Source organism: Methylobacillus glycogenes JCM 2850, assembly GCF_000617925.1.
Taxonomy (GTDB): Bacteria; Pseudomonadota; Gammaproteobacteria; order Burkholderiales; family Methylophilaceae; genus Methylobacillus; species Methylobacillus glycogenes.
This window is the reverse complement of record NZ_BAMT01000013.1, coordinates 44,789-67,017: the sequence shown is the minus strand read 5'-3', so window position 1 is coordinate 67,017 and position 22,229 is coordinate 44,789. Positions and strand designations below refer to the sequence as shown.

At 53.1% G+C, this 22,229-nt stretch carries 19 protein-coding genes, 1 other RNA gene and 4 pseudogenes; 5 read left to right on the top strand and 19 right to left on the bottom strand.

Annotated features, from left to right (window positions below; all coding sequences use genetic code 11):
* Positions 1-397: 397 nt before the first annotated feature.
* Positions 398-688 (top strand): hypothetical protein, encoded by a 291-nt coding sequence (locus JCM2850_RS14095; protein WP_025872663.1) that lies wholly within the window; start codon positions 398-400, stop codon positions 686-688.
* Between the two features lie 32 nt (positions 689-720).
* Here JCM2850_RS14095 and JCM2850_RS23060 read toward each other — a convergent pair whose 3' ends face one another.
* Positions 721-1,479: an adenylate/guanylate cyclase domain-containing protein gene (locus tag JCM2850_RS23060; RefSeq protein ID WP_234406280.1), complete on the bottom strand. Its 759-nt coding sequence runs from the start codon at positions 1,477-1,479 to the stop codon at positions 721-723.
* Positions 1,419-1,799 (bottom strand): hypothetical protein, encoded by a 381-nt coding sequence (locus tag JCM2850_RS23055; RefSeq protein ID WP_051525432.1) that lies wholly within the window; start codon positions 1,797-1,799, stop codon positions 1,419-1,421. The genes JCM2850_RS23060 and JCM2850_RS23055 overlap by 61 nt, the downstream gene beginning before the upstream one ends.
* 268 nt (positions 1,800-2,067) lie before the next feature.
* On the opposite strand from JCM2850_RS23055, the gene ffs reads away from it, so the two are divergent.
* The 4 genes from ffs (at position 2,068) to recR (ending at position 5,250) form a co-directional block, all read left to right on the top strand.
* Positions 2,068-2,165, top strand: an RNA gene (gene ffs, locus JCM2850_RS21130) — signal recognition particle sRNA small type.
* A gap of 210 nt (positions 2,166-2,375) precedes the next feature.
* A complete protein-coding gene (gene dnaX / locus JCM2850_RS14085) occupies positions 2,376-4,307 on the top strand; it encodes a DNA polymerase III subunit gamma/tau (protein WP_025872661.1) in 1,932 nt (643 codons plus the stop codon).
* A 12-nt stretch (positions 4,308-4,319) separates the two neighbouring features.
* Positions 4,320-4,646 (top strand): YbaB/EbfC family nucleoid-associated protein, encoded by a 327-nt coding sequence (locus tag JCM2850_RS14080; RefSeq protein WP_025872659.1) that lies wholly within the window; start codon positions 4,320-4,322, stop codon positions 4,644-4,646.
* A 4-nt stretch (positions 4,647-4,650) separates the two neighbouring features.
* Entirely contained in the window at positions 4,651-5,250 is a 600-nt protein-coding gene (gene recR, locus JCM2850_RS14075; protein ID WP_025872658.1) for a recombination mediator RecR, read from the top strand.
* An 85-nt stretch (positions 5,251-5,335) separates the two neighbouring features.
* Here the strand turns inward: recR and JCM2850_RS14070 are convergent, their stop codons facing one another.
* The 17 genes and pseudogenes from JCM2850_RS14070 to JCM2850_RS19565 all read right to left on the bottom strand — a co-directional run bounded on the left by JCM2850_RS14070 (position 5,336) and on the right by JCM2850_RS19565 (position 22,194).
* The gene (locus JCM2850_RS14070; protein WP_025872656.1) at positions 5,336-6,046 is read right to left on the bottom strand and encodes an HAD family hydrolase; all 711 of its coding nucleotides are present in this window, start codon (positions 6,044-6,046) and stop codon (positions 5,336-5,338) included.
* A 20-nt stretch (positions 6,047-6,066) separates the two neighbouring features.
* Entirely contained in the window at positions 6,067-6,789 is a 723-nt protein-coding gene (gene ubiG, locus JCM2850_RS14065; RefSeq protein ID WP_036266319.1) for a bifunctional 2-polyprenyl-6-hydroxyphenol methylase/3-demethylubiquinol 3-O-methyltransferase UbiG, read from the bottom strand.
* Positions 6,756-8,117, bottom strand: coding sequence for a TRZ/ATZ family hydrolase (locus JCM2850_RS14060; RefSeq protein WP_025872652.1), 1,362 nt, complete (start codon positions 8,115-8,117; stop codon positions 6,756-6,758). The genes ubiG and JCM2850_RS14060 overlap by 34 nt, the downstream gene beginning before the upstream one ends.
* 111 nt (positions 8,118-8,228) lie before the next feature.
* Positions 8,229-9,326 (bottom strand): OmpA family protein, encoded by a 1,098-nt coding sequence (locus JCM2850_RS14055; RefSeq protein WP_025872650.1) that lies wholly within the window; start codon positions 9,324-9,326, stop codon positions 8,229-8,231.
* Positions 9,327-9,408: 82 nt separating this feature from the next.
* The gene (locus JCM2850_RS14050; protein WP_025872649.1) at positions 9,409-10,119 is read right to left on the bottom strand and encodes a (5-formylfuran-3-yl)methyl phosphate synthase; all 711 of its coding nucleotides are present in this window, start codon (positions 10,117-10,119) and stop codon (positions 9,409-9,411) included.
* Complete coding sequence (locus JCM2850_RS14045) at positions 10,116-10,691, bottom strand: DUF447 domain-containing protein (RefSeq protein WP_025872646.1); 576 nt, start codon at positions 10,689-10,691, stop codon at positions 10,116-10,118. Before JCM2850_RS14045 ends, JCM2850_RS14050 begins: the two co-directional genes overlap by 4 nt.
* Positions 10,688-12,109, bottom strand: a complete 1,422-nt coding sequence (locus tag JCM2850_RS14040; RefSeq protein ID WP_025872645.1) for a DUF6513 domain-containing protein — start codon at positions 12,107-12,109, stop codon at positions 10,688-10,690. The genes JCM2850_RS14045 and JCM2850_RS14040 overlap by 4 nt, the downstream gene beginning before the upstream one ends.
* Complete coding sequence (locus JCM2850_RS14035) at positions 12,085-12,624, bottom strand: flavoprotein (RefSeq protein WP_439645876.1); 540 nt, start codon at positions 12,622-12,624, stop codon at positions 12,085-12,087. Before JCM2850_RS14035 ends, JCM2850_RS14040 begins: the two co-directional genes overlap by 25 nt.
* Before the next feature lie 16 nt (positions 12,625-12,640).
* Positions 12,641-13,963, bottom strand: a complete 1,323-nt coding sequence (locus JCM2850_RS14030) for an adenylosuccinate synthase (RefSeq protein ID WP_025872641.1) — start codon at positions 13,961-13,963, stop codon at positions 12,641-12,643.
* A 21-nt stretch (positions 13,964-13,984) separates the two neighbouring features.
* On the bottom strand, positions 13,985-15,148 hold the full coding sequence (locus JCM2850_RS14025; protein ID WP_025872639.1) for an ATP phosphoribosyltransferase regulatory subunit: 1,164 nt from the start codon (positions 15,146-15,148) through the stop codon (positions 13,985-13,987).
* Positions 15,149-15,203: 55 nt separating this feature from the next.
* Positions 15,204-15,391 (bottom strand): annotated as a pseudogene (locus tag JCM2850_RS19580) (DUF2065 domain-containing protein).
* A gap of 3 nt (positions 15,392-15,394) precedes the next feature.
* Positions 15,395-16,274: pseudogene (gene hflC, locus JCM2850_RS19575) on the bottom strand (protease modulator HflC).
* Positions 16,274-17,447 (bottom strand): annotated as a pseudogene (gene hflK, locus JCM2850_RS19570) (FtsH protease activity modulator HflK). Before hflK ends, hflC begins: the two co-directional pseudogenes overlap by 1 nt.
* A 24-nt stretch (positions 17,448-17,471) precedes the next feature.
* Positions 17,472-18,599, bottom strand: coding sequence for a GTPase HflX (gene hflX, locus JCM2850_RS14005; RefSeq protein ID WP_025872637.1), 1,128 nt, complete (start codon positions 18,597-18,599; stop codon positions 17,472-17,474).
* A 22-nt stretch (positions 18,600-18,621) separates the two neighbouring features.
* Entirely contained in the window at positions 18,622-18,870 is a 249-nt protein-coding gene (gene hfq, locus JCM2850_RS14000) for an RNA chaperone Hfq (protein ID WP_025872635.1), read from the bottom strand.
* Positions 18,871-19,206: 336 nt separating this feature from the next.
* A complete protein-coding gene (gltX, locus tag JCM2850_RS13995) occupies positions 19,207-20,604 on the bottom strand; it encodes a glutamate--tRNA ligase (protein ID WP_025872633.1) in 1,398 nt (465 codons plus the stop codon).
* 187 nt (positions 20,605-20,791) lie between these two features.
* Positions 20,792-22,194 (bottom strand): annotated as a pseudogene (locus tag JCM2850_RS19565) (efflux transporter outer membrane subunit).
* Positions 22,195-22,229: the final 35 nt, after the last annotated feature.

Sequence of the window (22,229 nt, the reverse complement as noted above, 5' to 3'; positions counted from 1 at the left end):
CCTCAATTCTGCGATTAGTCCGAATGAACTAGGCGTGTGTAGCGTGGTATAAGTTGTGGCATGCTGACGGCTAGCGACTAGCCGCTTGAGCACATGTTGCTATGTCAGCTGGCTTATAATGCAGGCGGCGCTAAGGGATACTTCTGTCACAAGCGATACAAGCTGCATGTAGCGCTAAAGCGTTGCATAAACAGATTTATGCTTAAACAAACACTACTAAAGATTGGCACTCCGAGACCATCATTTATCAGGCTACAACGCTAATGACCCTTGATCTGACCAACACAGCAGCACGTTTTGACTGGAAACCCCTAGTCCTGGTTTTGACGATAGCCAGTTTTGCCGGAACCGTCTATTACCTGCAACGCCCGGCCTCACCCGAGCTATTCAAGCGGCGATGGAAGATAGCCCTGGCTGCTTTGCCAGCTTGCAGAATGATGTATCGCCAGATCGCGCCATTACCAATATGACACTGATGGGGGTCAGCCATTTCTGTACTGAAGTGTCTGAGGATGAGCTTAATGCCATACGCGGGGGTACGGATGAGTGTATGGCGACGCGGGTTAATGAATTGGCAGAGATGGGGCCAGTTTACCGTGTGGATCTAGAAAGATTGACCGGGGATTGCAAGGATGAGGCTCAGCTCAAGGCTTTCCTCACTCAGGATCATCCTGAACTCAACCAGTGAGTTCGATGACTCGCCCTCGGGCTGGTAGCGCCTCAACTTGAGGTATAACGCTTGCCCTTGAGCAAATAGGTTTCCACCTGCCCTTTGCCCTTGATATCTATGCGGCCACGCGGTTCAAACAAGTAGTCGTCCTTGAGCAATTCATAGGTTGCCGCAGAAACCTGAACCTCATTTGCCAGGCCGCTATGCTCCATGCGGCTGGCGAGGTTGACTGCATCGCCCCATAAGTCATAACTAAAGCGGGTATTGCCAATGATGCCTGCCACTACCGGGCCACTGTTAATGCCTATGCGCATGGCAAAGGGCTGGCCAGTTTCCTGCGATATCTGCTGCAGGATCAAGGGCACTTCCAATGCCATCTCGGCAATGACTTGTGCATGGTCTGGCCTGGGGTTGGGCGCGCCAGCCACCACCATATAGGCGTCACCTATGGTCTTGATCTTTTCCACGCCATATTTTTCCGCCAAGGCATCAAACCTGGAAAACACGTGATTGAGCATATCCACCACTTGCGTAGGCGTAAGACTGGCTGAGATGCGCGTGAAGTCTACAAGATCGGCAAACAGGATAGTCACGGCATCATGACTATCGGCAATGCGCGCCGCACTGCTGTGACGCAGGCGCTGCGCCACCGATTCAGGCAGGATGCTGCGTAATAACTGCTCAGACCTGGCCTGCTCTTGCGCTAGTGCATCCAGCACCTTGGCTTTTTGTGACTGGAAATAGCGCATCACGGTGTAGAGAATGATGGACACCCCAGCCATATTGATGGCAAAAAAAGTGTCACGCACATTGGAGGAATTGGCAATGCATTCTGGGCGAAATCGGCATTCAGCTCCCAGGAAAGCAAGGTCAACAGTGCAAACAAGGCAAACCAAGGTGTGGATTGGCGCGTACCTAACAACATCAATGCACCCACCGGGGAAAGCACCGCCCAGAAGGCCACGCCACTGGAGGCATGAAACCCTCCTATCATCCATTGCATGAGGAAAGGCATCAGCAACAACATCACCAGTTGGGTGAAACTGAAAGCGTCGAAGCGGCGCAAATGGTAGAACAACAACAAGCTACTGTAGGAAATGATGATGTAGACATAGGGCACAGCGGCCATGAAGCATAGCCATCGCCCAGGCCGGAAAGTGTATAGATCCACAGCACACAAATCAGGCTTTCCGCCAACACCAGGATGGATAAAATTACCATGCCCAGCGCTACGGTATCCCTGGTTTCAGGGGGCTGGCTCCCCAGGAAAGGTTGAATAAGCCGGTTGAAGTAAAGGCTTGTCATTTTTCTTGTCATTCCATCGATTTATCGAATATATCCCATGCACATTAGATAATCCATCCCTGTCAGCGCCGCTTTCGGTTAGAATAGCGCCTGGCGGGCCTCCCCGCATTGCAAAGTAGTGAACCTGGTCAGGTCCGGAAGGAAGCAGCCACAGCTATTGAAGCAAGTGCCGGGGGTTTGGCTCGCCTCTTAATGTTTTTCTAGTGGCGTACTCCTGTACCTTTCTCTTGATACGCACAAGATTTTCTTGAAAATACACAGCTACATAAGCCCTGCCTGGTCGCTCTCTCATGAACGATCACCTTGCGGCGTCCATCGCCTCAAGCGAAAAGCAGATGCACGCAAATTCATGATTTAAAGACGTGATTTAAAACATGTCCTCCATTGAGTCTACACGCCCATGAGCTATCAGGTGCTTGCCCGCAAATGGCGCCCAAAATCCTTTGACGCGCTGGTTGGCCAAGAGCATGTAGTACGCGCGCTCAGCAATGCCCTACAACAGCAACGTCTGCATCATGCCTATCTGTTTACCGGCACGCGCGGCGTAGGCAAGACTACCCTCTCGCGCATCTTGGCAAAATCCCTGAATTGCGAAACTGGCGTCACCGCCACACCTTGTGGTCAATGTGCCGCCTGTCTGGCCATTGATAAAGGTAGTTTCCTTGATTATGTTGAGATGGATGCGGCCTCCAACCGCGGCGTTGAAGATATGACTTCGCTGCTGGAAAAAGCCATCTACGCCCCCACCCAGGGCCGCTACAAAGTCTACATGCTGGATGAAGTGCACCAACTCACTGGTCATGCCTTCAACGCCATGCTGAAGACGCTGGAAGAGCCGCCCGCTCACGTAAAATTCATCCTGGCCACCACTGACCCGCAGAAAGTCCCGGTCACGGTGCTGTCACGCTGCTTGCAATTCAATCTGCGACAAATGTCCAGCAGTGGCATTGCCGAGCATTTGCAGCATGTGCTGAAAGAAGAAAACATCAGCTTTGAAACGGTTGCTCTGCAGCTGATAGGCCGCTCGGCCAATGGCAGTATGCGGGATGCACTTTCACTGCTGGACCAAGCCATCGCCTACGGCGGTGACAGCGTAAACGAAAAAGAAGTGCGCGCCATGCTGGGCGCCATAGACCAGGGCTATTTGTTTGATCTGCTGAGGTCGCTGGTAGCGCGTGATGGCAATGCCTTGCTGAGCCAGGCCAGCGCCATGGAGCAGCGTGCCATCTCTTTTGATGCTGCATTGAACGATCTCGCCAACCTATTGCACCAGGTCGCTATCGCGCAGACGGTGCCTGGCACCATTGCCCAGGATCATCCCGAACGCCAGGCCTTGCTGGAGCTAGCTGCCGATATAGGCGCGGAAGAAGTCCAGCTGTATTACCAGATTGCCCTACTGGCAAGGCGCGACCTCGGGCTGGCCCCTGATGAATATGCAGGCTTTACCATGGCCTTGCTGCGCATGCTGGCGTTTAGCCCCGGTGAACAGAAAAGCAGTGGCCGCAAACCTGGAACACCACTGTCTGCTGGTCATGCGCCCCAACCCGTAAATAGCAGTCCAGCAATGCCTACAGCTGCACCTAGCAGTGCCACCTCAGCATTAGCCGCTGCAAACACTGCCACTGGAAATGCTTACACAGCTAGCCCATCGCAAGCCCAGCCTGCGGCGGCACAGAGAGAGATCGCTCCTCGCCTGCCCCAGCCGTCTTTGAACGCGACGACTCAGCATGCAGAGCGTGAGTTACAAGTACAAGAAGGCTATGCTGAGCCTGGCTATGCTCAGCGTCATGCCCCAGACCACGCCCCTGTTGACTACTCAAGTCAGGATTCAGGACAGGGGGATAGTCAGACCAACGCACCGCATACTACCCAGCCGAATACTGAGCTCAGCGCCAGCAAGCCTGTGGCCGCTGAAGCTGTGAGTGAAAATCTGGGTGGACTCACACGTCAATTCGATGGCGATTGGCGTGGCTTGGTAGATAGGCTCAAGCTCGGTTTGGCGCGTGCCTTGGCTCAAAATTGTGAAGTGGCGAGTTTCGATGAAGACTCTATCGCCTTCTCCGTACCTCCCACGCAGAAACATCTGCTGGGCATGGGCTATGAAGAAAAACTGCAGGCTGCTGTGCAACAGCACTTTGGTCGCAAGATCAAGCTCAGCTTTGCCCAGGGCGGTAGCGGCAACACCCCTGCCCAGCAGATGAGCCAGGAAAAAGCCGCTTTGCAGTCGCATGCCGAAAACGCTATCCACACAGATGGCTTTGTTCAGGCACTGATTCAAGATCTTGGTGCCCAGATCATTCCATCTAGCATCAAACCTTATCAACCCACATAAAAGGAATACACCATGATGAAAGGTGGCTTGGGCAACCTGATGAAGCAGGCCCAGCAAATGCAGGACAATATGAAGCGCGCCCAGGAAGAACTGGCCTCGGTAGAAGTTGAAGGCCAGGCAGGTTCCGGCTTGGTCAAGATTGTCATGACCTGTAGAAACGAAGTGCGACGTATCAGCATAGACGATAGTCTTTATGCTGATGACAAGGATATGCTGGAAGACCTGCTAGTGATCGCTTTCAATGATGCCGCACGCAAGGCTGACGCTACCAGCCAGGAGCGCATGAGTGGCCTGATGGCTGGCATGCCGATTCCTCCCGGCATGAAGCTGCCTTTCTAAGCCCATGCGCAATCCTCCTGCGCTGGAGCAACTCGTAGAATCCTTGCGCTGCTTGCCAGGTGTAGGCCCCAAATCTGCCTTGCGCATGGCCTATTACCTACTGCAACGTGACCGCAAGGGTGCAGGCCTGCTGGCGCAATCGCTGGGCCAGGCCTTGCAGGTAGTCAGTCATTGCCAGCTATGCAATAACTTCAGCGAGCAGGAAATCTGCCCCCTTTGCGATGCAGGCAACCGTGACAATTCTCTGCTGTGCGTCGTGGAAATGCCTAGTGATCTGATGATGCTGGAGCAAACCAAGGCTTACCAGGGCATGTATTTTGTTTTAATGGGCAGGTTGTCGCCGCTAGATGGGGTCGGGCCTAGGGATATACATCTCGACAAACTATTAAAACGCGCCCAGGACGGGCAAATCCAGGAAGTGATATTGGCCACCAACTACACTGTAGAAGGTGAAGCCACTGCGCACTACGTCAGCGAATTGCTCAGCTCACGTGGCCTGCGTGTCAGCCGTATTGCGCGTGGCCTGCCCATGGGCGGTGAAATCGAGCATGTGGATAGCGGCACCCTGGCGCAAGCCATGCTGGAGCGGCGCAACGTGCGTTAACGCTCAGCGTCCAAACAACCTACCAAGTGCCTAAACTATCCGGCAGATACCTCATCTGCCGGATTGATCCACCAGACTGATCTGATCAGGCCCCTGCTTCCTCATCTATAGACGCAACAAACTCCGGCTCCAGGCTTTGCTGCCAGGCTACCAGGCAAGTTTCTATCTGATCTACATGATGCGCCACGTAACTAGCGCCCCAGCTCCAGGGTTGATCCTGCAGATCCAGATAGCCATACAAGGCAACTATCGTAGGCATACCCGCGGCTTGGCCAGCCTGAATATCGCGCTCTGCGTCGCCTATATAAATGCAATCCTTGGGTAATACTCCGGCCTGAGAGCAGGCCAGATACATGGGCTCGGGATGGGGTTTGGGACGGCTGACATCATCGGCACACACCAGGCAGGCCATGCGCTGATCTAGCGCCAAGGCCTCCAGCAGTGGCTGGGAAAAGCGTCTGGGCTTGTTGGTCACTACGCCCCAGCGCAAACCGCTGTTTTCTATGCGCTCAAGTAAATCTGCCATGCCGGGAAACAAAGTCGGCGCACGCACATATACTTCGTCATACAGCGCTAGATATTCATCGCGCATTGCAGCGAACTCCGGGCTTTCCGGCGTCAAGTCAAAGCCTATGCCCAGCAAACCTTTGGAGCCGTGTGAGGCATAAGGACGTATCACAGCTTGATCCAGCATGGGCAAGCCATGGCGCTCACGCTGCAAATTAAGTGCCAACCCCAAATCTGGTGCTGTGTCAGCCAGGGTACCATCAAGATCAAACAACACCAGTCCACGCATCATGTCCATTTCGCTTTCCATCAACTCTTCACGGTGCGCAACAAGTAATTGACCGAGACGTCATCATTAAGGCTATAACGCTTGCTTAGCGGGTTGTAAGTCATGCCCTTGCTTCCCTGCACATCCAGACCAGACTGTCGCGCCCAACTGGCAAGCTCTGACGGCTTGATAAACTTTTCATACTCATGCGTGCCTTTGGGCAGTAACTTGAGCACATACTCAGCCCCCAGCACAGCAAACAGATAAGACTTGGGATTACGGTTCAGTGTTGAGAAGAACACTTGACCACCGGGACGTACCAGACGAGCACAAGCACGCACCACAGCCGCAGGGTCTGGTACATGCTCCAGCATTTCCATGCAGGTCACCACATCAAAGCTCTCCGGCCTTTCACTGGCGAGATCCTCAACCGAGATCAGGCGGTAATCCACATCGGCTCCGCTTTCATAACGATGCAATTGCGCCACCTTGAGCGCTTTTTCACCCAGATCTATACCTGTGACCTTGGCACCGCGTTCACTCATGGATTCTGAGAGTATGCCGCCACCGCAGCCAACATCCAGCACTTCCTTGCCTGCCAGGCTGGCATATTGATCTATGTAGTTAAGACGCAGCGGATTGATTTCATGCAGGGGCTTGAATTCACTATTCTTGTCCCACCATTTATGTGCCAGCTCGGCAAATTTCTGCAGTTCAGCCTGATCTACATTCATGCCAGCGACTGGCTCAGTTGGGCTTGCCATATAGTACTAATCTCCTTTAATTCAGCAGGCTCAATATTGGCAAATATGCCGACCTGCCCTTCCAGCTGCTGATATTGCAGCTTGCCTGCCACCCAAACCTGGGTCACGTGTTCGCGTCCAGCACTGTATACCAGTTGTGAGATGGGATTGAAACAGGGTTGTATCTCGGTCGCGGATAATTTTACCGCGACCATGTCTGCCACTTTGCCAATTTCTAACGAGCCTATATTGGCATCGTGCCCCAGTGCTCGCGCAGCGTTAATCGTAGCCATCGCCAGGGCCTCGGCGGCGGATACGCTGGCGGCATCTCCGCTTGCACCCTTGGCGAGTAATGCCGCCAGGCGCATCTCGGCAAACATGTCCTGACGGTTGTTGCTAGCAGCGCCATCAGTGCCTATGGCCACATTAACACCCGCCTGGCGTAAGGCAGTGACCGGGGCTATGCCACTGGCCAACTTGAGGTTGGATGCCGGGCAATGCGCAATATGACAGCCATGCTCTGCCAGCACTTGCATCTCGCTCGCTTCCAGATGTACGCCATGCGCCGCCACAAAATTAGGCCCCAACACGCCCAGACTCTCCAGACGCTGCAAGGGACGTACGCCGTAGCGCTTGAGGCTTTCCTCCAGCTCAGTCCTGGTTTCATGCAAATGGGTGTGAATATTCAGGCCCAGCTGCTCAGCATAAGTCACCACGTTTTCAAAGGTCTTGTCTTCTACCGTATAAGGCGCATGCGGCGCCAGGCTGGCGCTGAGCAAGGGCTGATCACGCCATGCATCCCTGAGCTGCAAACCTTTTTGCAGATAATCTTCTGCGTCGCGCGCATAGCTGGTGGCAAACTCCATCACCACCAAGCCAACATTGGCACGCATGCCGGACTGCAACGCAGCCTCGGCCACGGCTTGCGGATAAAAATACATATCGCTGAAGCAGGTGGTGCCGCCCGCCAGCATTTCTGCGCAGCCCAACAGACTGCCATCCCGCACAAACTTCTCCGACACAAAGCGTTTTTCCGCAGGCCAGATGAACTCATTGAGCCAACGCATCAAAGGCTGGTCATCAGCAAAACCTCGTAGCAAGGTCATGGCGGCATGGGTATGCAAATTGATCAGGCCAGGAATCAGCACATGCTCATCCAGCACCACTACTTGTGTGGCACGGTAGCGTAATCTCGCATCTATCGTTGGCAGAATATCCTGTATGCGCCCAGCAGCATCCACAATCACGCTATGCTGCTCCAGCACTGTGCCCAGCGGGACTACAGGCACCACCCAGCGCGCCTCTATGATGCTCGCGACAGCTTGAGCCTCTGCGGGATAGTCGTTCATTTGATTAGCGTCCAATGGGTCATGTGATGCGTCATGGAAGAAGTTATGAATACAAACTAGAGATATAAAAAAGCCCCGCTAGGCGGGGCTTTTTAACAGCTGGGCTAGATATTACTCGCCAGCGCGTTGTACTTCGATTTCAACCACAACACGACGGTTAGGTTGCAGGCACTCGATCGCCTTCTTGCCACGAACGCCAGTGCACTCAGCTACAGGCTCAGCTTCACCCTTGCCAACTGCGTGCAGACGGCTTTCTTCGATACCTTGTGCAACCAGATACTTCTTAACTGTGTTAGCACGACGCTCAGACAGCTTCTGGTTGTAGTTAGCATCACCGATACGGTCAGTGTGACCAGTGATCAGCACCAGTTCAACTTCTGGATGAGCCTTGAGCTTTTCAACAACGTCGCTGTTCAGAGCGGCCTTGCCTTCTTCCTTCAGGTTGTCCTTGTCGAAACCGAACAGAACTTCGGAGGACAGAGTTACCTTTTCGAATGCTGGCTCAGCTGGGCCAACTGGAGCTGGAGCTGCTTCAGCAACTGGCTCTGGAGCTGATTCAGGAGCTGCAACTGGCTCAGGTGTAGGCTCAACCACTGGAGCTGGCTTAGGAGCACCAAAGCGGAAGATAGCACCCAGGTTCAGGTAGGTGTTGCCGATTGTGTGTGTACCACCGCTGAAACCAACAGCAGGAATATCATCCACTTCAGCACGGCTCCAAACGTGACGCAAGTCAGCTTGCAGACCGAAGGATTCGTTGAACAGGTATTGTGCACCGAAGCCTACGTTAGCCATCCAGGAAGTCTTCTTGCCACCGATATCGGTACCAGCAACACTGTAGTCGATGTTGTTACGCGCAGCGCCAACACCAGCCAGCAAGAATGGACGGAATTTGTCACGGCTGAACAGGTACAGAGCATCAACACCGAACAGGGTTTGACGGTACTTACCGCTTACGCCTTCAAAATCGTTACCAGCACTGTTGTGGCTCAGACCAACTTGGATATCCCAGTGTTCGCTGATTTCCTTACCAAACTTGAGGAAACCGCCCACGCTACGTGGCTTGGCTTCGAGGTCGCTATCAGCGTGCATAACGTTAACGCCTGGCAATGCATACCAAGCACCGTCGTAAGCAACTTCGTCAGCTGTTGCAACAGCTGCAGAGAATGCAAATGCACTAGCAATTGCGAGGCCAATCAGATTTTTTTTCATTCGATTTAACTCCTGGGGTGACTAACGGACGACTAGACTATACTCAATGGACAAAAATGACGCAACGGTCTGCGGCTAGAAATCAGACCAGATCAGCGCTTTCAGCCGATGTGTTGTATTCATGCAACATATCTTTCAATGCGGACACCTGTGTTTTGCTCAATTGGGCCACGCGATCTAAACCTACGCAAACCGCTCCCCTGACCCCTAGATAAGAAGGTTTCATTTTGATCAATTGCAACAAATGCTGTGATTTCAGCGATCCAGCCAAGCCTGTGTTCATGTCGCCAGCTTGTTGAATGAACTCTTCTAATTGCGCGAGGCTGCAGTGATCTAATAAATTGCGCCCATCTTTGTGGGCGGTATCCAGCATCACACCCCAAAAGCCTGCTTGCTGCAGATCGGGCAATAATGAGAAATTAGGTGCTAGGTCAGCCATCATGACCGCTACCACGGCAAGCTGTCGCTCCATGATGGGTTGCTGCAAGGCTTGAATACAGCGACGATTGGCCTCGGCATCGCCAAACAGTCCGATCTTGATGATATCAACGCCTGTGTCTGCCATTGCCAATACGGCGTCTTGTAGCAGTTGCGGCTGCATGGGCAAATCGCCGGTGGTGGCACTGGTGATGCGCCGCCCATCCACCATGGCGACAGCTTCACGCACTACCTTTACAGGTAAAGCGCCCAATGCACCTTGCAGGGGGTTTTTCAAATCTATGATGTCAGCCCCGGCCTCCAGGGCTAACAGGGCTTCTGCAGCGGAGGTCACGCTGATCAGTAATTTACTCATGCCTGATTGTCTCCACTGATTTCAGCCTGATAATTCTGCAATTTATCAGTGAGCCACTGCCAGGCTTGCAACTCGCGCTCACCTGCGGTTTTATCAATCGCAATCTTCAAATAGGCATATTCACTGAGTATTTTTTCTAGGGGCAACATATGCAGGCGGCTGATCAGCACCGCCAGTTCAATCACGGCTGCCTGTGCACGGTTGAAGCCCCTGAAAGGCGCATGCGTTGCCTCATGCACAACACGGAAATAAAGCTCAGGCCGGGTTGTATCTTCCTTGACTTCTACAAGCTCCAGTTCCTGATGGGATAAGGCTGACGCCAATATCCTGCCCTGCACTTGTTCTGCATGGCGCAAAGGCCAATCTGCATGGCCTGTCAGACTGCCAGCAAACACGCGTACATCATCGGTATAGTTAATGACAGCATGGCGTGTAGCCAAGAGATTATCCAATGTCTGTGAAGGTCGAAATGGGGCTATCAGCACCTGATCGCCACGCCAGCGTATACCAAATGGGGCGATGTGCACTTGGCCTTCGGCGCTGAGTGTGGTCAGGATGATTTCATGAATCATGTTTCGTCTTCCTGGTTTTTTGCACTGCGTTTCTCACGCTTTTCTTTTAATGAGGCATCACGGTGCGCCACACGGCCTTCCGGGTTTTTGCTGGGAGTGGCGCAGCCCCAGACCAACTCTTCATCCTGGCTATAACGTTTCTTTAACTGCCAGGCAATTTGCGCACGCGCCAGCTCCACACCCAGATAGAAAGCGTGTGAGGCGTCGTCATCTACTTTGAGATGCGGGTAGAGTTTGAAGGGGTCAGTGTCCAGATGCAGGCCTTCGCGATTGAAAACATGCATACCGTCTTCGCTGACAATAATGCGGAAGCTGGGGTCTTTGATCTGTGCCGCCAGTTCTTCCACTTCTTGCGCAGTATAAGTAAAAGGCCTTCTGTCATGCAGACCCAACAAACCATCGCTATAGTCGCGTGGCAAGCGGCGTTCTTCGCGCGCCGCATACATCACACGTCTAGCCACATCGGCTTCAGCCACTGCGTAGGTAGCGTGTGGACTCACCGAAGTTGCCAGCACAGCATTGATATTGAGCTCAGTGATAATGCCAAACAACATGGCGTTGATCCCTGTGGTATCGGCATCGGTGAGCTCTGTCAGATTGCCCACGCCCATCATGATATCAATATCAGGATAACGTTTGCGTAAACGCTGATAACGCACTATGGATTCAGTAAAACCAAACGGAATCGGGTCTAAGATGGCATCGGCAATAAAGGGCCGCCCACGCTTGAGCATGCCCTCTATCGCACGATATAGCGATCTGGGATTGGTCGGTGTGGTAGGAATCAGTATGGGTGTAGCTGGCACTTCATCGGCCACCCACAAGGTTTTTTCTGTCAGGCTGAGCAGATAATCCGCGCCTGCCCTGCCCGCCAGCAACAAGTCATCGGTGTTGAGAGAGTCCACGCTGACCTTGAAGCCAGCCTCTTTCAGCGCAATGATGGACTCTTCAAGATGTGGGAATGGCGTATTGGGCAGGCAGCCAAGATCGACAATATCCGCGCCCTGCCGCCTGAATTCCTCAGCACGCGCCAACACTCCCTCGACGGTCAGTTGAGGTGCCTCGACTATCTCAGCAAAGATCTTGACATCAAACATGGATAAATCCGGCTTGCGCCCTCCGCGGCCAAAGAATTGCGGCAAGTCCTTGAGATCTTCAGGGCCGCGTTCTACAGGCACGCCATATTTTTCCTCGAGCAGACCCAAATCACCACGGCACAAACCCGGTACGATGATACGGTCAGCATCGCCCGCATCGGCGAGGCGGCGCAGTATCAATTGTGGGGTCAATAAAGCTGCTACGGATACACCAAGCTGCGCCACTCTATAGTTGAACTCAGTGGGCTGCATATCCGCCAGCACTTTGTGCAGGCTTTTTTCGGCCAGCTTGCCGGTCAGGAAGAGGAGGTTTTCAGCCATGCGAGCCTGGCCTGGATGGCGGTCTGCAACTGCTGCATATCACTTGCCACGGTTGTTTGTTCGAAGGTCTTGAGCTTTTCCATGTTTTCCAGATCTATCCGGCGTGGATAAACCTTGACCATGTTGTCACGTGGTGCCTCGGATTCAACCTCAGGCTCGGTATCGCAGGCAAAGACTATGCTTGGTACACCACACTTACCCGCCTGCGCATAGACATTGGTGACCAGGCTATCGGAAATGCCATATACCATCTTGGCCACGGTATTTGAGGTTGCTGGGGCAATGACCACGGTGTGATAAGCACCGTAATAGAACATTTCCACAGGAATAGAGCTGGCAGTCTTGTCCTGAAATACTTTGGCGACCTTATGCTTGAAGCCATACTGCTGCAGGATTTCGGCAGCAGCACGGCTCAAGAATAAATCCACATCTTCCAGACCATCAATGATCTCTAGACATTCGCGCAGGTAATGGCCAGAGCCGGTAATGGCCCAGGCCAGTCTGGGTTTTTCCACTGACTTCACAGCTATCCTAGAGGCTGAATGGGTGACGACGCACGATGGTCTCGTCACGCTCAGGGCCTGTGGACACAATATCTACAGGCACCTCGCACAAGGCTTCAAGACGTTCCAGATAATGACGTGCATTGGCTGGCAGATCTTCCCAACGACTTACACCAAAAGTATTTTCGTTCCAGCCTGGAACAGTTTCGTAAACAGGCTTGCAGCGCGCCACATCATCAGCACCTACAGGCAGCATGTCAACGCGCTTGCCATCCAGTTCATAGCCAGTGCAGATATTCAGCTCTTGTATGCCATCCAGCACATCTAGCTTGGTGATGCACAGACCAGACAAGCCATTGATACGGGCTGAGCGACGCAAGGCAGCAGCATCAAACCAGCCACAACGGCGCTTGCGCTTGGTCACGGTGCCTATCTCCCTGCCCTTGTCGGACATCTGGAAGCCTGGTGAATCGGTACTCTCAATATCAAGCTCACTAGGGAATGGGCCACCGCCTACGCGCGTGGTGTAAGCCTTGGTGATACCCAGCACATAATGCAGCATGCCAGGGCCTACACCCGTACCTGCTGCCGCCTGGCCAGAGATACAGTTGGAGGAAGTGACATAAGGGTAAGTGCCATGATCCACATCCAGCAGCGTACCTTGAGCACCCTCAAACAGCAGGTTATGCCCGGCCTTGTTGGCTTCATATAGCGCGGCGGAGATGTCGGTGACCATGGGTTGCAGCAATTCAGCCTTGGATAAGGCGCTATCCAGCTGCGCCTGATAATCCACGGCATCGGTGTTCAAATACTTGGTCAGAACAAAATTATGGTAATCCAGCACTTCGCGCAGTTTTTCCGCAAAGCGTTCAGGGTAGAACAAGTCATATACGCGCAAAGCACGACGGGCGACCTTGTCTTCGTAGGTGGGGCCTATGCCCTTGCCAGTAGTGCCTATCTTGCGCTCTGGGTCACGTGCAGCTTCACGCGCTTTGTCCAGGCGGACATGGTAGTCCAGAATCAAGGGGCAGCCAGGGCTGACCTTGAGGCGGTTACGCACTTCAAGTCCGGCTTTTTCCAGCCCATCGATTTCATAAAGCAGATGCCCTGCATCCAGCACCACGCCGTTGCCGATATAGCAGTTCACGCCCTCACGTACGATGCCAGATGGCACCAAGTTGAGCTTGTATTCCCGCTGTGAAGCACCCTGGCCTATGACCAGAGTGTGTCCGGCATTATGGCCACCCTGGAAACGCACCACGCCCTGGGCGTGATCCGTCAGCCAGTCCACAATCTTGCCTTTACCCTCATCACCCCATTGGGTACCGATAACAACGACGTTCTTACTCATGAATAGATCCAATAAATAAATTTATAAGGCTGCGGTGGCGATAACCACCCACTTGCCATCCTGCTTGACCAGTTCGCGGTCACATCCCAGCTCAGCGCGGTGCGCCTCAAGACCGGGTAATTCCTGTATGACAATTTCGCCCTGAGCGCGCAATTGTTCAACTTCAGTTTGTAATGCAGCATCGGTACCCACGGGGGCAAATATCGCACCCTGCTTTTCGGCAACGGGCAACGAACTCACCACACCCCGTAAATCCAGACTAAATCCGGTAGCAGGACGCGCACGACCAAAGATGGCACCTACCTCGTCATAACGGCCACCACGCGCCAAAGGCCCGGCATAACCCTGGGCATAGGCCGCAAAGACGATGCCGCTGTGATAATGGTAGCCACGCAGCTCAGCTAAATCGAAACTGACTTTGACATCAAGATCAGCCAAGCCTGCGGCCAGTTGTTTAAGATCATCCAGCGCCTGACGTATGGCAGGGATGGCTGGCAGACGTTGGGCTGCACGCTCCAGCACCGTGACATCACCATTAAGGTCAGTCAAGCTGGTCAATGCCGCCAAGGTGGCTTCAGGCAAACCTGCGCCAAGCTGTTTGACGGCTGCTTGATCCTTGCTCTGCAAGGCGAGGTAAAGCTCTTGCTCCTGCACTTCGGAAAGGTGGGCATCTGCGAGTAGGCTGCTGAATATGCCTGCATGACTGATATCTATATACAAAGTTTTCAGGCCAACCGCGTGCAAAGCCTTGATCATCAAACGCTGAATTTCGATGTCGCTTTCCACCCCGGCGTGACCATAAAGCTCAGCCCCAACATGCAAAGGCTCGCGGCTGTGTGCCAGGCCATCCGGCGTAGTACGCAACACACTCCCGGCGTAGCACAAGCGGCTCACACCCTGATTGTTTAACATGTGCGCATCAATACGGGCGGTTTGCGGTGTAATGTCGGCGCGTATGCCCATGAGCTTGCCAGTCAGTTGATCGACCACTTTAAAAGTGGCGAGATCCAGATCGTGGCCTATGCCTGTGGTCAGCGACTCCATGTATTCAAGCATGGGAGGGATGACATACTGATAGCCATGCACCTTGAACAGGTCCAGCAGGCAACGGCGCAATTGTTCTACGCGCGCAGCCTCGGCAGGCAGTACATCTTCGATGTATTCGGGAAGTAACCAGTTACGCATAAGATATCTATAAAAAGGCAGGCATTTAGCCAGTCAAATCAGGTGGCTGATCCCGCTACTGCACCAGTAACACAATCACCAGACCTATGATCATGGAGCCAGCCCGACAAAGCGTAGCTGGCCGTCCTTCATTTCCACCATACGGCTGAAGGTCTGCTTCCAGGCTTGGGGCGAGACCAATGGCAATATGCCCTCGATGACGAGCACCAGGCCTATTGCCAGCAGCAAAGTGGATGTACTCAAGCGTTATTTACCGCTAGTAGCACGGCCAGAGTTGCGCATGTACTTGAAGAAGTCGGAATTCGGCTCCAGCACCATGACATCACTCTTGCTCTTGAAGCTGTTGCGGTACGCATCCAGCTACGGTAGAAGGCATAGAATTCGGGGTTTTTGCCATAAGCCTGCGAGTAAATCTCTGCGGCACGGGCATCGCCCTCACCCTTGGTCTTTTGCGCTTCGCTAAAGGCTTCGGCAATGATCACTTCACGTTGCCTGTCGGCATCCGCACGGATCTTTTCACCCTCACCAGCACCACGTGAACGGCGCTCATTGGCCACACGCTTACGCTCGGCTTCCATACGCTGGTACACGGACTCACTGACTTCAGGCGGCAAATCTACACGACGCAGACGCACATCCAGCACCTGAATACCCATCTGGCGTGAATCACGATCTGCTCGCTCACGCAGGATATCCATAATCTTGCCGCGCTCACCAGACACTACTTCATGCATGGTGCGCTTACCGAACTCAGCACGCAGGCCATCATTCACTGTTTGTGACAGGCGACGCTCGGCTTGTTGCTCATCACCCTTGACCGAAACATAGAACTTGGCTGGGTCTATGATGCGCCATTTGATATAGGAATCGACCAGCACGTTCATCTTTTCACTGGTGAGGAAACGATCAGGCTCAGTCCAGTTCAGGGTCAGAATACGCTTGTCGAAATAACGTACGTTATCTACCAAGGGCACTTTGAAATTCAAGCCTGGTTCTTTTTTCACAGCCACAATCTCACCCAGGCGGAACACCAGGGCAAACTCACGCTGATCCACATTGAACGCAGACAAGCTCAGCAGCAACAGCGCTGCAATCAAACCCACCAGGCAGTACCGATATTTTTCATTAACGACTCTCCCTGTCACGGCTACGGAATGCATCACGCGAACGCTGACTATTGGCGTCCAGCTCGGGCAGAGCCGTGGGGCTTACAGGCTGTACATTAGGTGTAGCTGGGGCATTGCCTGCACCAGTTGCAGACAGCAGCTTATCCAGTGGCAAATACAGCAAGCTGTTGCCACCCTTTTGATCGACGACCACCTTGCTAACGCTGGACATGATTTGTTCCTGCGCATCTAGGTATAGACGCTGACGTGTCACTTCAGGTGCACGTTGATATTGGGTAAGCACCTGCTCAAAGCGGCTGGCATTACCCTTGGCCTCATTCTCAACGCGCAGCTTGTAACCAGCGGCCTCTTCCAACAGGCGTGAAGCCGCACCACGTGCACGCGGTATCACATCATTAGCGTAGGCATAGCTTCGTTCTTTTGACGCTCAAGATCTTGACCAGCTTTCACAGCATCATCAAAGGCCGCCTGCACTTGCTCAGGAGGCTGCGAGTTCTGCATGGTGACGTTGACGATATTGATACCAGTGGAATAACGATCCAGGATTTCCTGCATCATTTTCTTCGCTTGAGCCGCAATTTCTTCGCGTCCTTCATAGAGCGCGAAGTCCATCTTGCTCTTGCCGACGATTTCACGAATTGCAGTTTCGGCAATGCCGCGCACAGACTCTTCGGCAAAGCGGTTGTTGAACAATGCATCCTCAACATTGTTGAGGTTGTACTGCACGGCCATTTGCAGATCAATGATGTTTTCATCATCGGTCAACATCAAGGATTCGCGCAATTCACGGCCACGGCTGGAGCTGCCCTCTGCCGAGCGGTAACCAACTTCAACCGTACGCACCTGCTCCATATTGACCTTAGTCACAGTTTCAATAGGGAAAGGCAGATGCCAACGGGGACCAGGCAGTGTCGTTTCAACGTGTTTACCAAAGCGCAGGACCACGCCGCGCGAGCCCTGATCTACTGTATAGAAACCCGTGGCAAACCAGATGACGGCCACCAAGCCCAGAATAGGCAATACTGGGATTGCCTTGGGCTCTGACTCAGGGCGCCTGGGCCACCATTCTTGCCGAACAAACCATTCAGCTTGCGGCTGAATTGACGGAAAACTTCGTCCAAATCGGGCGGACCATCGTTATTACGATTGCCCCAACCGGGATCGTTAGCCATGCATTACTCCGTGAAATCAAAAAATTATGCGTCCTGATAGGACGTAGGTTGTTTGGCAAACAGGCTTTGTTGATGCTCAAGTAAGGCAAGCCGCAACAATTCCATGCCCTCCCCCGTCTTGGCAGAAATGCGCACTTTCGAGATTCTACCATACTCGTCCCTATCAAGCCCCGACTGGATTCCCGCCCGGTCTATCTGGTTTAGCACCAAGATCTGCGGCACCGCTTGCGCACCGATTTCCGACAACACGAGATTGACCTGCTCGATTTGATCATCGCGATTGTCACTGGCGACATCTACTACATGAAACAGCAAGTCAGCCTGCGCTGCCTCTTCCAAGGTCGCACCAAATGCTTCTACCAAGGCATGGGGCAAATGCTTGATAAACCCTACGGTATCTGAAATGACAACAGGACCACCATCAGGAATATAAAGCTTGCGCGACGTGGTATCCAGGGTAGCAAACAGTTGATCAGCCGCATAAACGCCGGATTGCGTCAGGCGGTTAAACAAAGTGGACTTGCCAGCATTGGTATAACCCACCAGAGAGACTGACAAAACTTGAGAGCGGCGCCTGGAACGACGCTGCATACCGCGCTGCTGCTTGAGCTTATCCAGCTTCTCGCGCAACTGCTTGACGCGAATGCGCAACATGCGCCTATCCAACTCAAGCTGGGTTTCACCTGGGCCACCACGTACGCCAATACCACCCTTTTGTCGTTCAAGGTGAGTCCAACCTCGCACCAGTCGAGTAGACAAGTGCTCAAGCTGGGCAAGTTCAACCTGCAACTTGCCTTCATGGCTTTGTGCGCGCTGGGCAAAGATATCGAGGATAAGTCCAGTACGGTCTATCACGCGCGCTTCAAGCAGGCGTTCAAGATTGCGCTGCTGGGAAGGACTGAGATCATGATTGAATACCGCAACCTTAGCTTCTGTTGCTTGCATGGTAGCCAGAACTTCATCTGCCTTACCACTACCCACAAAGAATTTGGGATCGGGCTTGGGACGGCGACCTTCTACCGTCCCATTAATCGCCAGCCCGGCACTGATGACCAACTGCCTTAATTCCTGCAGGCTGTCTTCATAACCCGGCTCACCAAAATCCACGCTTACCAGTACGGAAGCATCGCCGCCAACTGGCCGATCAAACATATAAACCTGAATCTAACAAAAATTATTCTTCAGAATTGGTGGCTGCAGGACCATGGGGAATGGAAACAGCACGACCGGGGACTATGGTGGAAATGGCATGCTTATATACCATCTGGGTCACGGTGTTCTTGAGCAGAATGACGTATTGATCGAAAGAATCGACCTGCCCCTGCAGTTTGATGCCATTTACCAGATAGATTGAAACGGGCACGTGCTCTTTACGCAACGTGTTCAGAAACGGGTCTTGTAACATCTGCCCTTTAACGCTCATTTTGATGCTCCTTTTCCTTGTAATTCTATATATATGGGGAGTTTTGTTCTTACAGCCACTTTACGTGAAAAACTTTTCCCAAGCTAGAGCCACCAAGCAAGCTCTTCATTCACTACTGTTACAGCAACTATGGGGGCAAGCACAAAAAAAACAAGCCAACATCGCAAGCCTGACCAGCAATTAGCAATATTAAGGCTTGGCTGGCAATCTCAAGCACAAAATCTAATAGCGACTTGTACTTGATTGCCGACTCAAAGCTAGGACTTCAAGCCCGGCAAATTGTTCTGCCCTGCCCAGATTATTTGCGAAAATTCACGATCAGGGCAGCTTGTGAATTTATGCGCGCAATATAGCCTGCATTCTTGCCAGACTTTCAGACTTGCCCAGCAAGGTCATCACGGCATCAATGCTTGGAGATTGCGCGCCGCCTGTGATCATGACGCGCAAAGGCATGGCCACCTTGGGGAATTTCAGCGCATTGGCCGTTACTGCCTGCTCTATGGCATGGTGCAGATTGTCCTGAGTCCACTCCAAGCCCTCCAGCACAGCAAATAAGGCATGCATGACAGGCACGATATCTGCCGTGATATGTTTTTCCTGCGCGGCAGCATCCACCTCAGGCTTGCGATAGAAATAAGCTACGCTATCGGCAAGCTGATTAAGGGTTTGTGCGCGGTCACGATAAAGTGCTATCACGCCCTGCAAATCCACCCCCTCATGCACCTGCACACCTGCCAGCGCCAAACGTTGTGCGATATCCTCTGCCAATCTGGCGAGATCAGCCTGCTTGATGTAATGGTTGTTGAGCCAGTTGAGCTTTTCGGTATTGAACTGGGCAGCAGATGGCGTGACATGATCCAGGCCAAACCACTCACAGAACTGCGCCATACTGAAAATCTCATCATCGCCATGAGACCAGCCCAGCCTTGCCAGATAGTTAAGCACAGCTTCCGGCAGATAGCCGTCTTCATGATATTGCATGACACTAACCGCACCGTGGCGCTTGGAGAGCTTCTGCCCGTCATCCCCCAGGATCATGGATAAATGCGCATATTGCGGAATTTGTGCGCCTAGCGCTTGCAGTAGGTTGATCTGGCGTGGGGTATTGTTCACATGATCATCGCCCCGTATCACCTGGGTAATACCCATTTCCCAATCATCCACCACCACACAGAAGTTATAAGTTGGCGTGCCATCGCCACGTGCGATGATCAGGTCATCCAGCTCTTCATTGGCAATGCTGATCTGCCCCTTGACCAAGTCATCCCATACCACATTGCCAGTGAGTGGGTTCTTGAAGCGCACCACAGGGTCAACCCCTGCAGGCACGGCTGGCAAGCTCTTGCCCGCCTCAGGACGCCAGCGGCCATCATAGCGTGGCTTTTTACCTTCCTGCATCTGCTGCTCACGCATAGCATCCAGCTCTTCCCTGCTGCAATAACACAGATAGGCCTTGCCTTCGTCCAACAACTGCTGAATCACGCGCTTGTACTGATCCATGCGCTGCATTTGATAGAAAGGACCTTCATCCCAGCTCAAGCCCAGCCAGTTCATGCCATCAAGAATCGCTTGCACAGCCTCAGGCGTAGAGCGTGCAACGTCGGTATCCTCTATGCGCAGCACAAACTCACCCGCATGTTTGCGGGCATAAGCCCAGGAGAACAAGGCGGTGCGTGCCCCGCCAATATGAAGAAAACCTGTGGGACTAGGCGCAAAACGGGTACGTACGGTCATGGCAATCGGCAAATAATCAAAAAATAGATAAGGCGGCAATTTTAGCACGCGCGCTTGGCTCAGCCCTATCGACAAACAGCACTATTCAGCACTGGCCTGTGCAGGCTACAGGCGTAAAAAAACCGGGTGTAACCCGGTTTTCAATGGCACTCTGTTTTCCAGAGCGCCGATTTAGTGAGCAAACAGCTTAATTACTGGCTTGCTTTTCAGGCTGCTGGTAAGCGTTAGCAGTTTTCCAGCCACCACCCAAAGCCTTGAATAGATCAACCGTGGCGGTCAACCTGGACTGGCGGCTCTGGATAAACGCCAGTGCGGCATCGTTGTAAACGCGCTGAGAATCCAGCACATCAAGATAGCCGGAATAACCGGACTTGTAACGATTTTCCGATATCTGCAAGGCCTGCTTGGCCGCATTCTGGCTGATGTTGAGCGCTTCTTCCCGCTCACGACTCTGGCGCACGGTCACCAAGGCATCCCTAACCTCCTTGAAGGCAGTTTGGATAGAGCCTGGTAAGTTGCCAGCGCTTGTTTCTGCCTGGCGCTAGCCTGATCAACACGTGCGGACAATCTGCCTGCGGTGAAGATAGGTAGATTCAAGCCCAGCCCGGTAGACCAGATACGCGATGGGCTTTCCAGTACACGGCTCAAGTCTGCACTTTCACCACCAAACGCAGCGGTCAGCGTAATGGTGGGGAACATAGCCGCTTTAGCCACACCAATCTGCGCATTTTCCGAGATCATGGTCTGCTCAGCTTCACGAATATCAGGTCTGGCTTCCAGCAAGCTAGATGGCAAACCTGTAGGTGGAATTGGTGGCTGCGGCAACTGATGGATATCACCTTCAGGCACTTTAAGCTCGTAATCCCCGGTCAAAACGGCCAGCTGATGCTGCACCACTTCACGTTGGCGCACCAAATCAGCCAGTTGCGCAACCAGGTTGGAGTTGGCCACTTCAGCTTGATGCACATCCAGAATCGAGGCTACGCCACCTTCCAGCCTGCGCTTGGTCAGATCCAGACTTTCACCACGCGTTTTCAGGCTATCGCGCGATACCGCAATCTGCGCTTCCACACTGCGCAGCAAGAGATAGTTGCTGGCCACCAGACTGGACAGTGACAGACTGACCGTATCCTTGGCATACAGAGTACCCAGGGCTTGCGCACGCGCAGCTTCACGCGCTCGGCGCAATCTGCCCCAGAAATCCAGCTCAAAGGAAGTACCCAATTGCAGGTTGTAGTTTTCGCGGAACACCGGGATGCCGGACATAATGGGGAAAGCCCCAGTTTCGGTTACACGCTGACGCATACCGTTACTGGTTAGGTCTATCTGCGGAAACAGTGAAGCTCCAGCCTCACGCATAGCCGCATCCGCCTCTTCGATACGTGCAACTGCCTTGGCAATATCGACATTGTTGGCAAAGGCTTTTTGCATCAACTCAGTCAACACCGGGTCTTGAAAACTTTCCCACCAGGCATCTAGCTTCAGTCCAGCTTGAGCGCTGGCATCTGTGGCATTGGCATCGCTGCTGCCAGCATCACTATAACTGGCAGGCAGTTTATTATCGGGCCTATGGTAGTCAGGCCCGACCATGCAACCTGCCAAAGCCATGGCCACGGCAACATGAA

Coding starts and splice junctions, on each gene's coding strand:
- JCM2850_RS14045 (WP_025872646.1), bottom strand. CDS start 10,691: ATGATTCATGAAATCATCCTGACCACACTCAGCGCCGAAGGCCAAGTG.
- JCM2850_RS14080 (WP_025872659.1), top strand. CDS start 4,320: ATGATGAAAGGTGGCTTGGGCAACCTGATGAAGCAGGCCCAGCAAATG.
- ubiG (WP_036266319.1), bottom strand. CDS start 6,789: ATGGCAAGCCCAACTGAGCCAGTCGCTGGCATGAATGTAGATCAGGCT.
- JCM2850_RS14040 (WP_025872645.1), bottom strand. CDS start 12,109: ATGGCTGAAAACCTCCTCTTCCTGACCGGCAAGCTGGCCGAAAAAAGC.
- JCM2850_RS14055 (WP_025872650.1), bottom strand. CDS start 9,326: ATGAAAAAAAATCTGATTGGCCTCGCAATTGCTAGTGCATTTGCATTC.
- recR (WP_025872658.1), top strand. CDS start 4,651: ATGCGCAATCCTCCTGCGCTGGAGCAACTCGTAGAATCCTTGCGCTGC.
- JCM2850_RS14030 (WP_025872641.1), bottom strand. CDS start 13,963: ATGAGTAAGAACGTCGTTGTTATCGGTACCCAATGGGGTGATGAGGGT.
- hfq (WP_025872635.1), bottom strand. CDS start 18,870: ATGAGCGTTAAAGGGCAGATGTTACAAGACCCGTTTCTGAACACGTTG.
- dnaX (WP_025872661.1), top strand. CDS start 2,376: ATGAGCTATCAGGTGCTTGCCCGCAAATGGCGCCCAAAATCCTTTGAC.
- JCM2850_RS14025 (WP_025872639.1), bottom strand. CDS start 15,148: ATGCGTAACTGGTTACTTCCCGAATACATCGAAGATGTACTGCCTGCC.
- JCM2850_RS23055 (WP_051525432.1), bottom strand. CDS start 1,799: ATGGCCGCTGTGCCCTATGTCTACATCATCATTTCCTACAGTAGCTTG.
- JCM2850_RS14060 (WP_025872652.1), bottom strand. CDS start 8,117: ATGAACGACTATCCCGCAGAGGCTCAAGCTGTCGCGAGCATCATAGAG.
- hflX (WP_025872637.1), bottom strand. CDS start 18,599: ATGTTTGATCGGCCAGTTGGCGGCGATGCTTCCGTACTGGTAAGCGTG.
- gltX (WP_025872633.1), bottom strand. CDS start 20,604: ATGACCGTACGTACCCGTTTTGCGCCTAGTCCCACAGGTTTTCTTCAT.
- JCM2850_RS14095 (WP_025872663.1), top strand. CDS start 398: ATGGAAGATAGCCCTGGCTGCTTTGCCAGCTTGCAGAATGATGTATCG.
- JCM2850_RS14050 (WP_025872649.1), bottom strand. CDS start 10,119: ATGAGTAAATTACTGATCAGCGTGACCTCCGCTGCAGAAGCCCTGTTA.
- JCM2850_RS14070 (WP_025872656.1), bottom strand. CDS start 6,046: ATGCGTGGACTGGTGTTGTTTGATCTTGATGGTACCCTGGCTGACACA.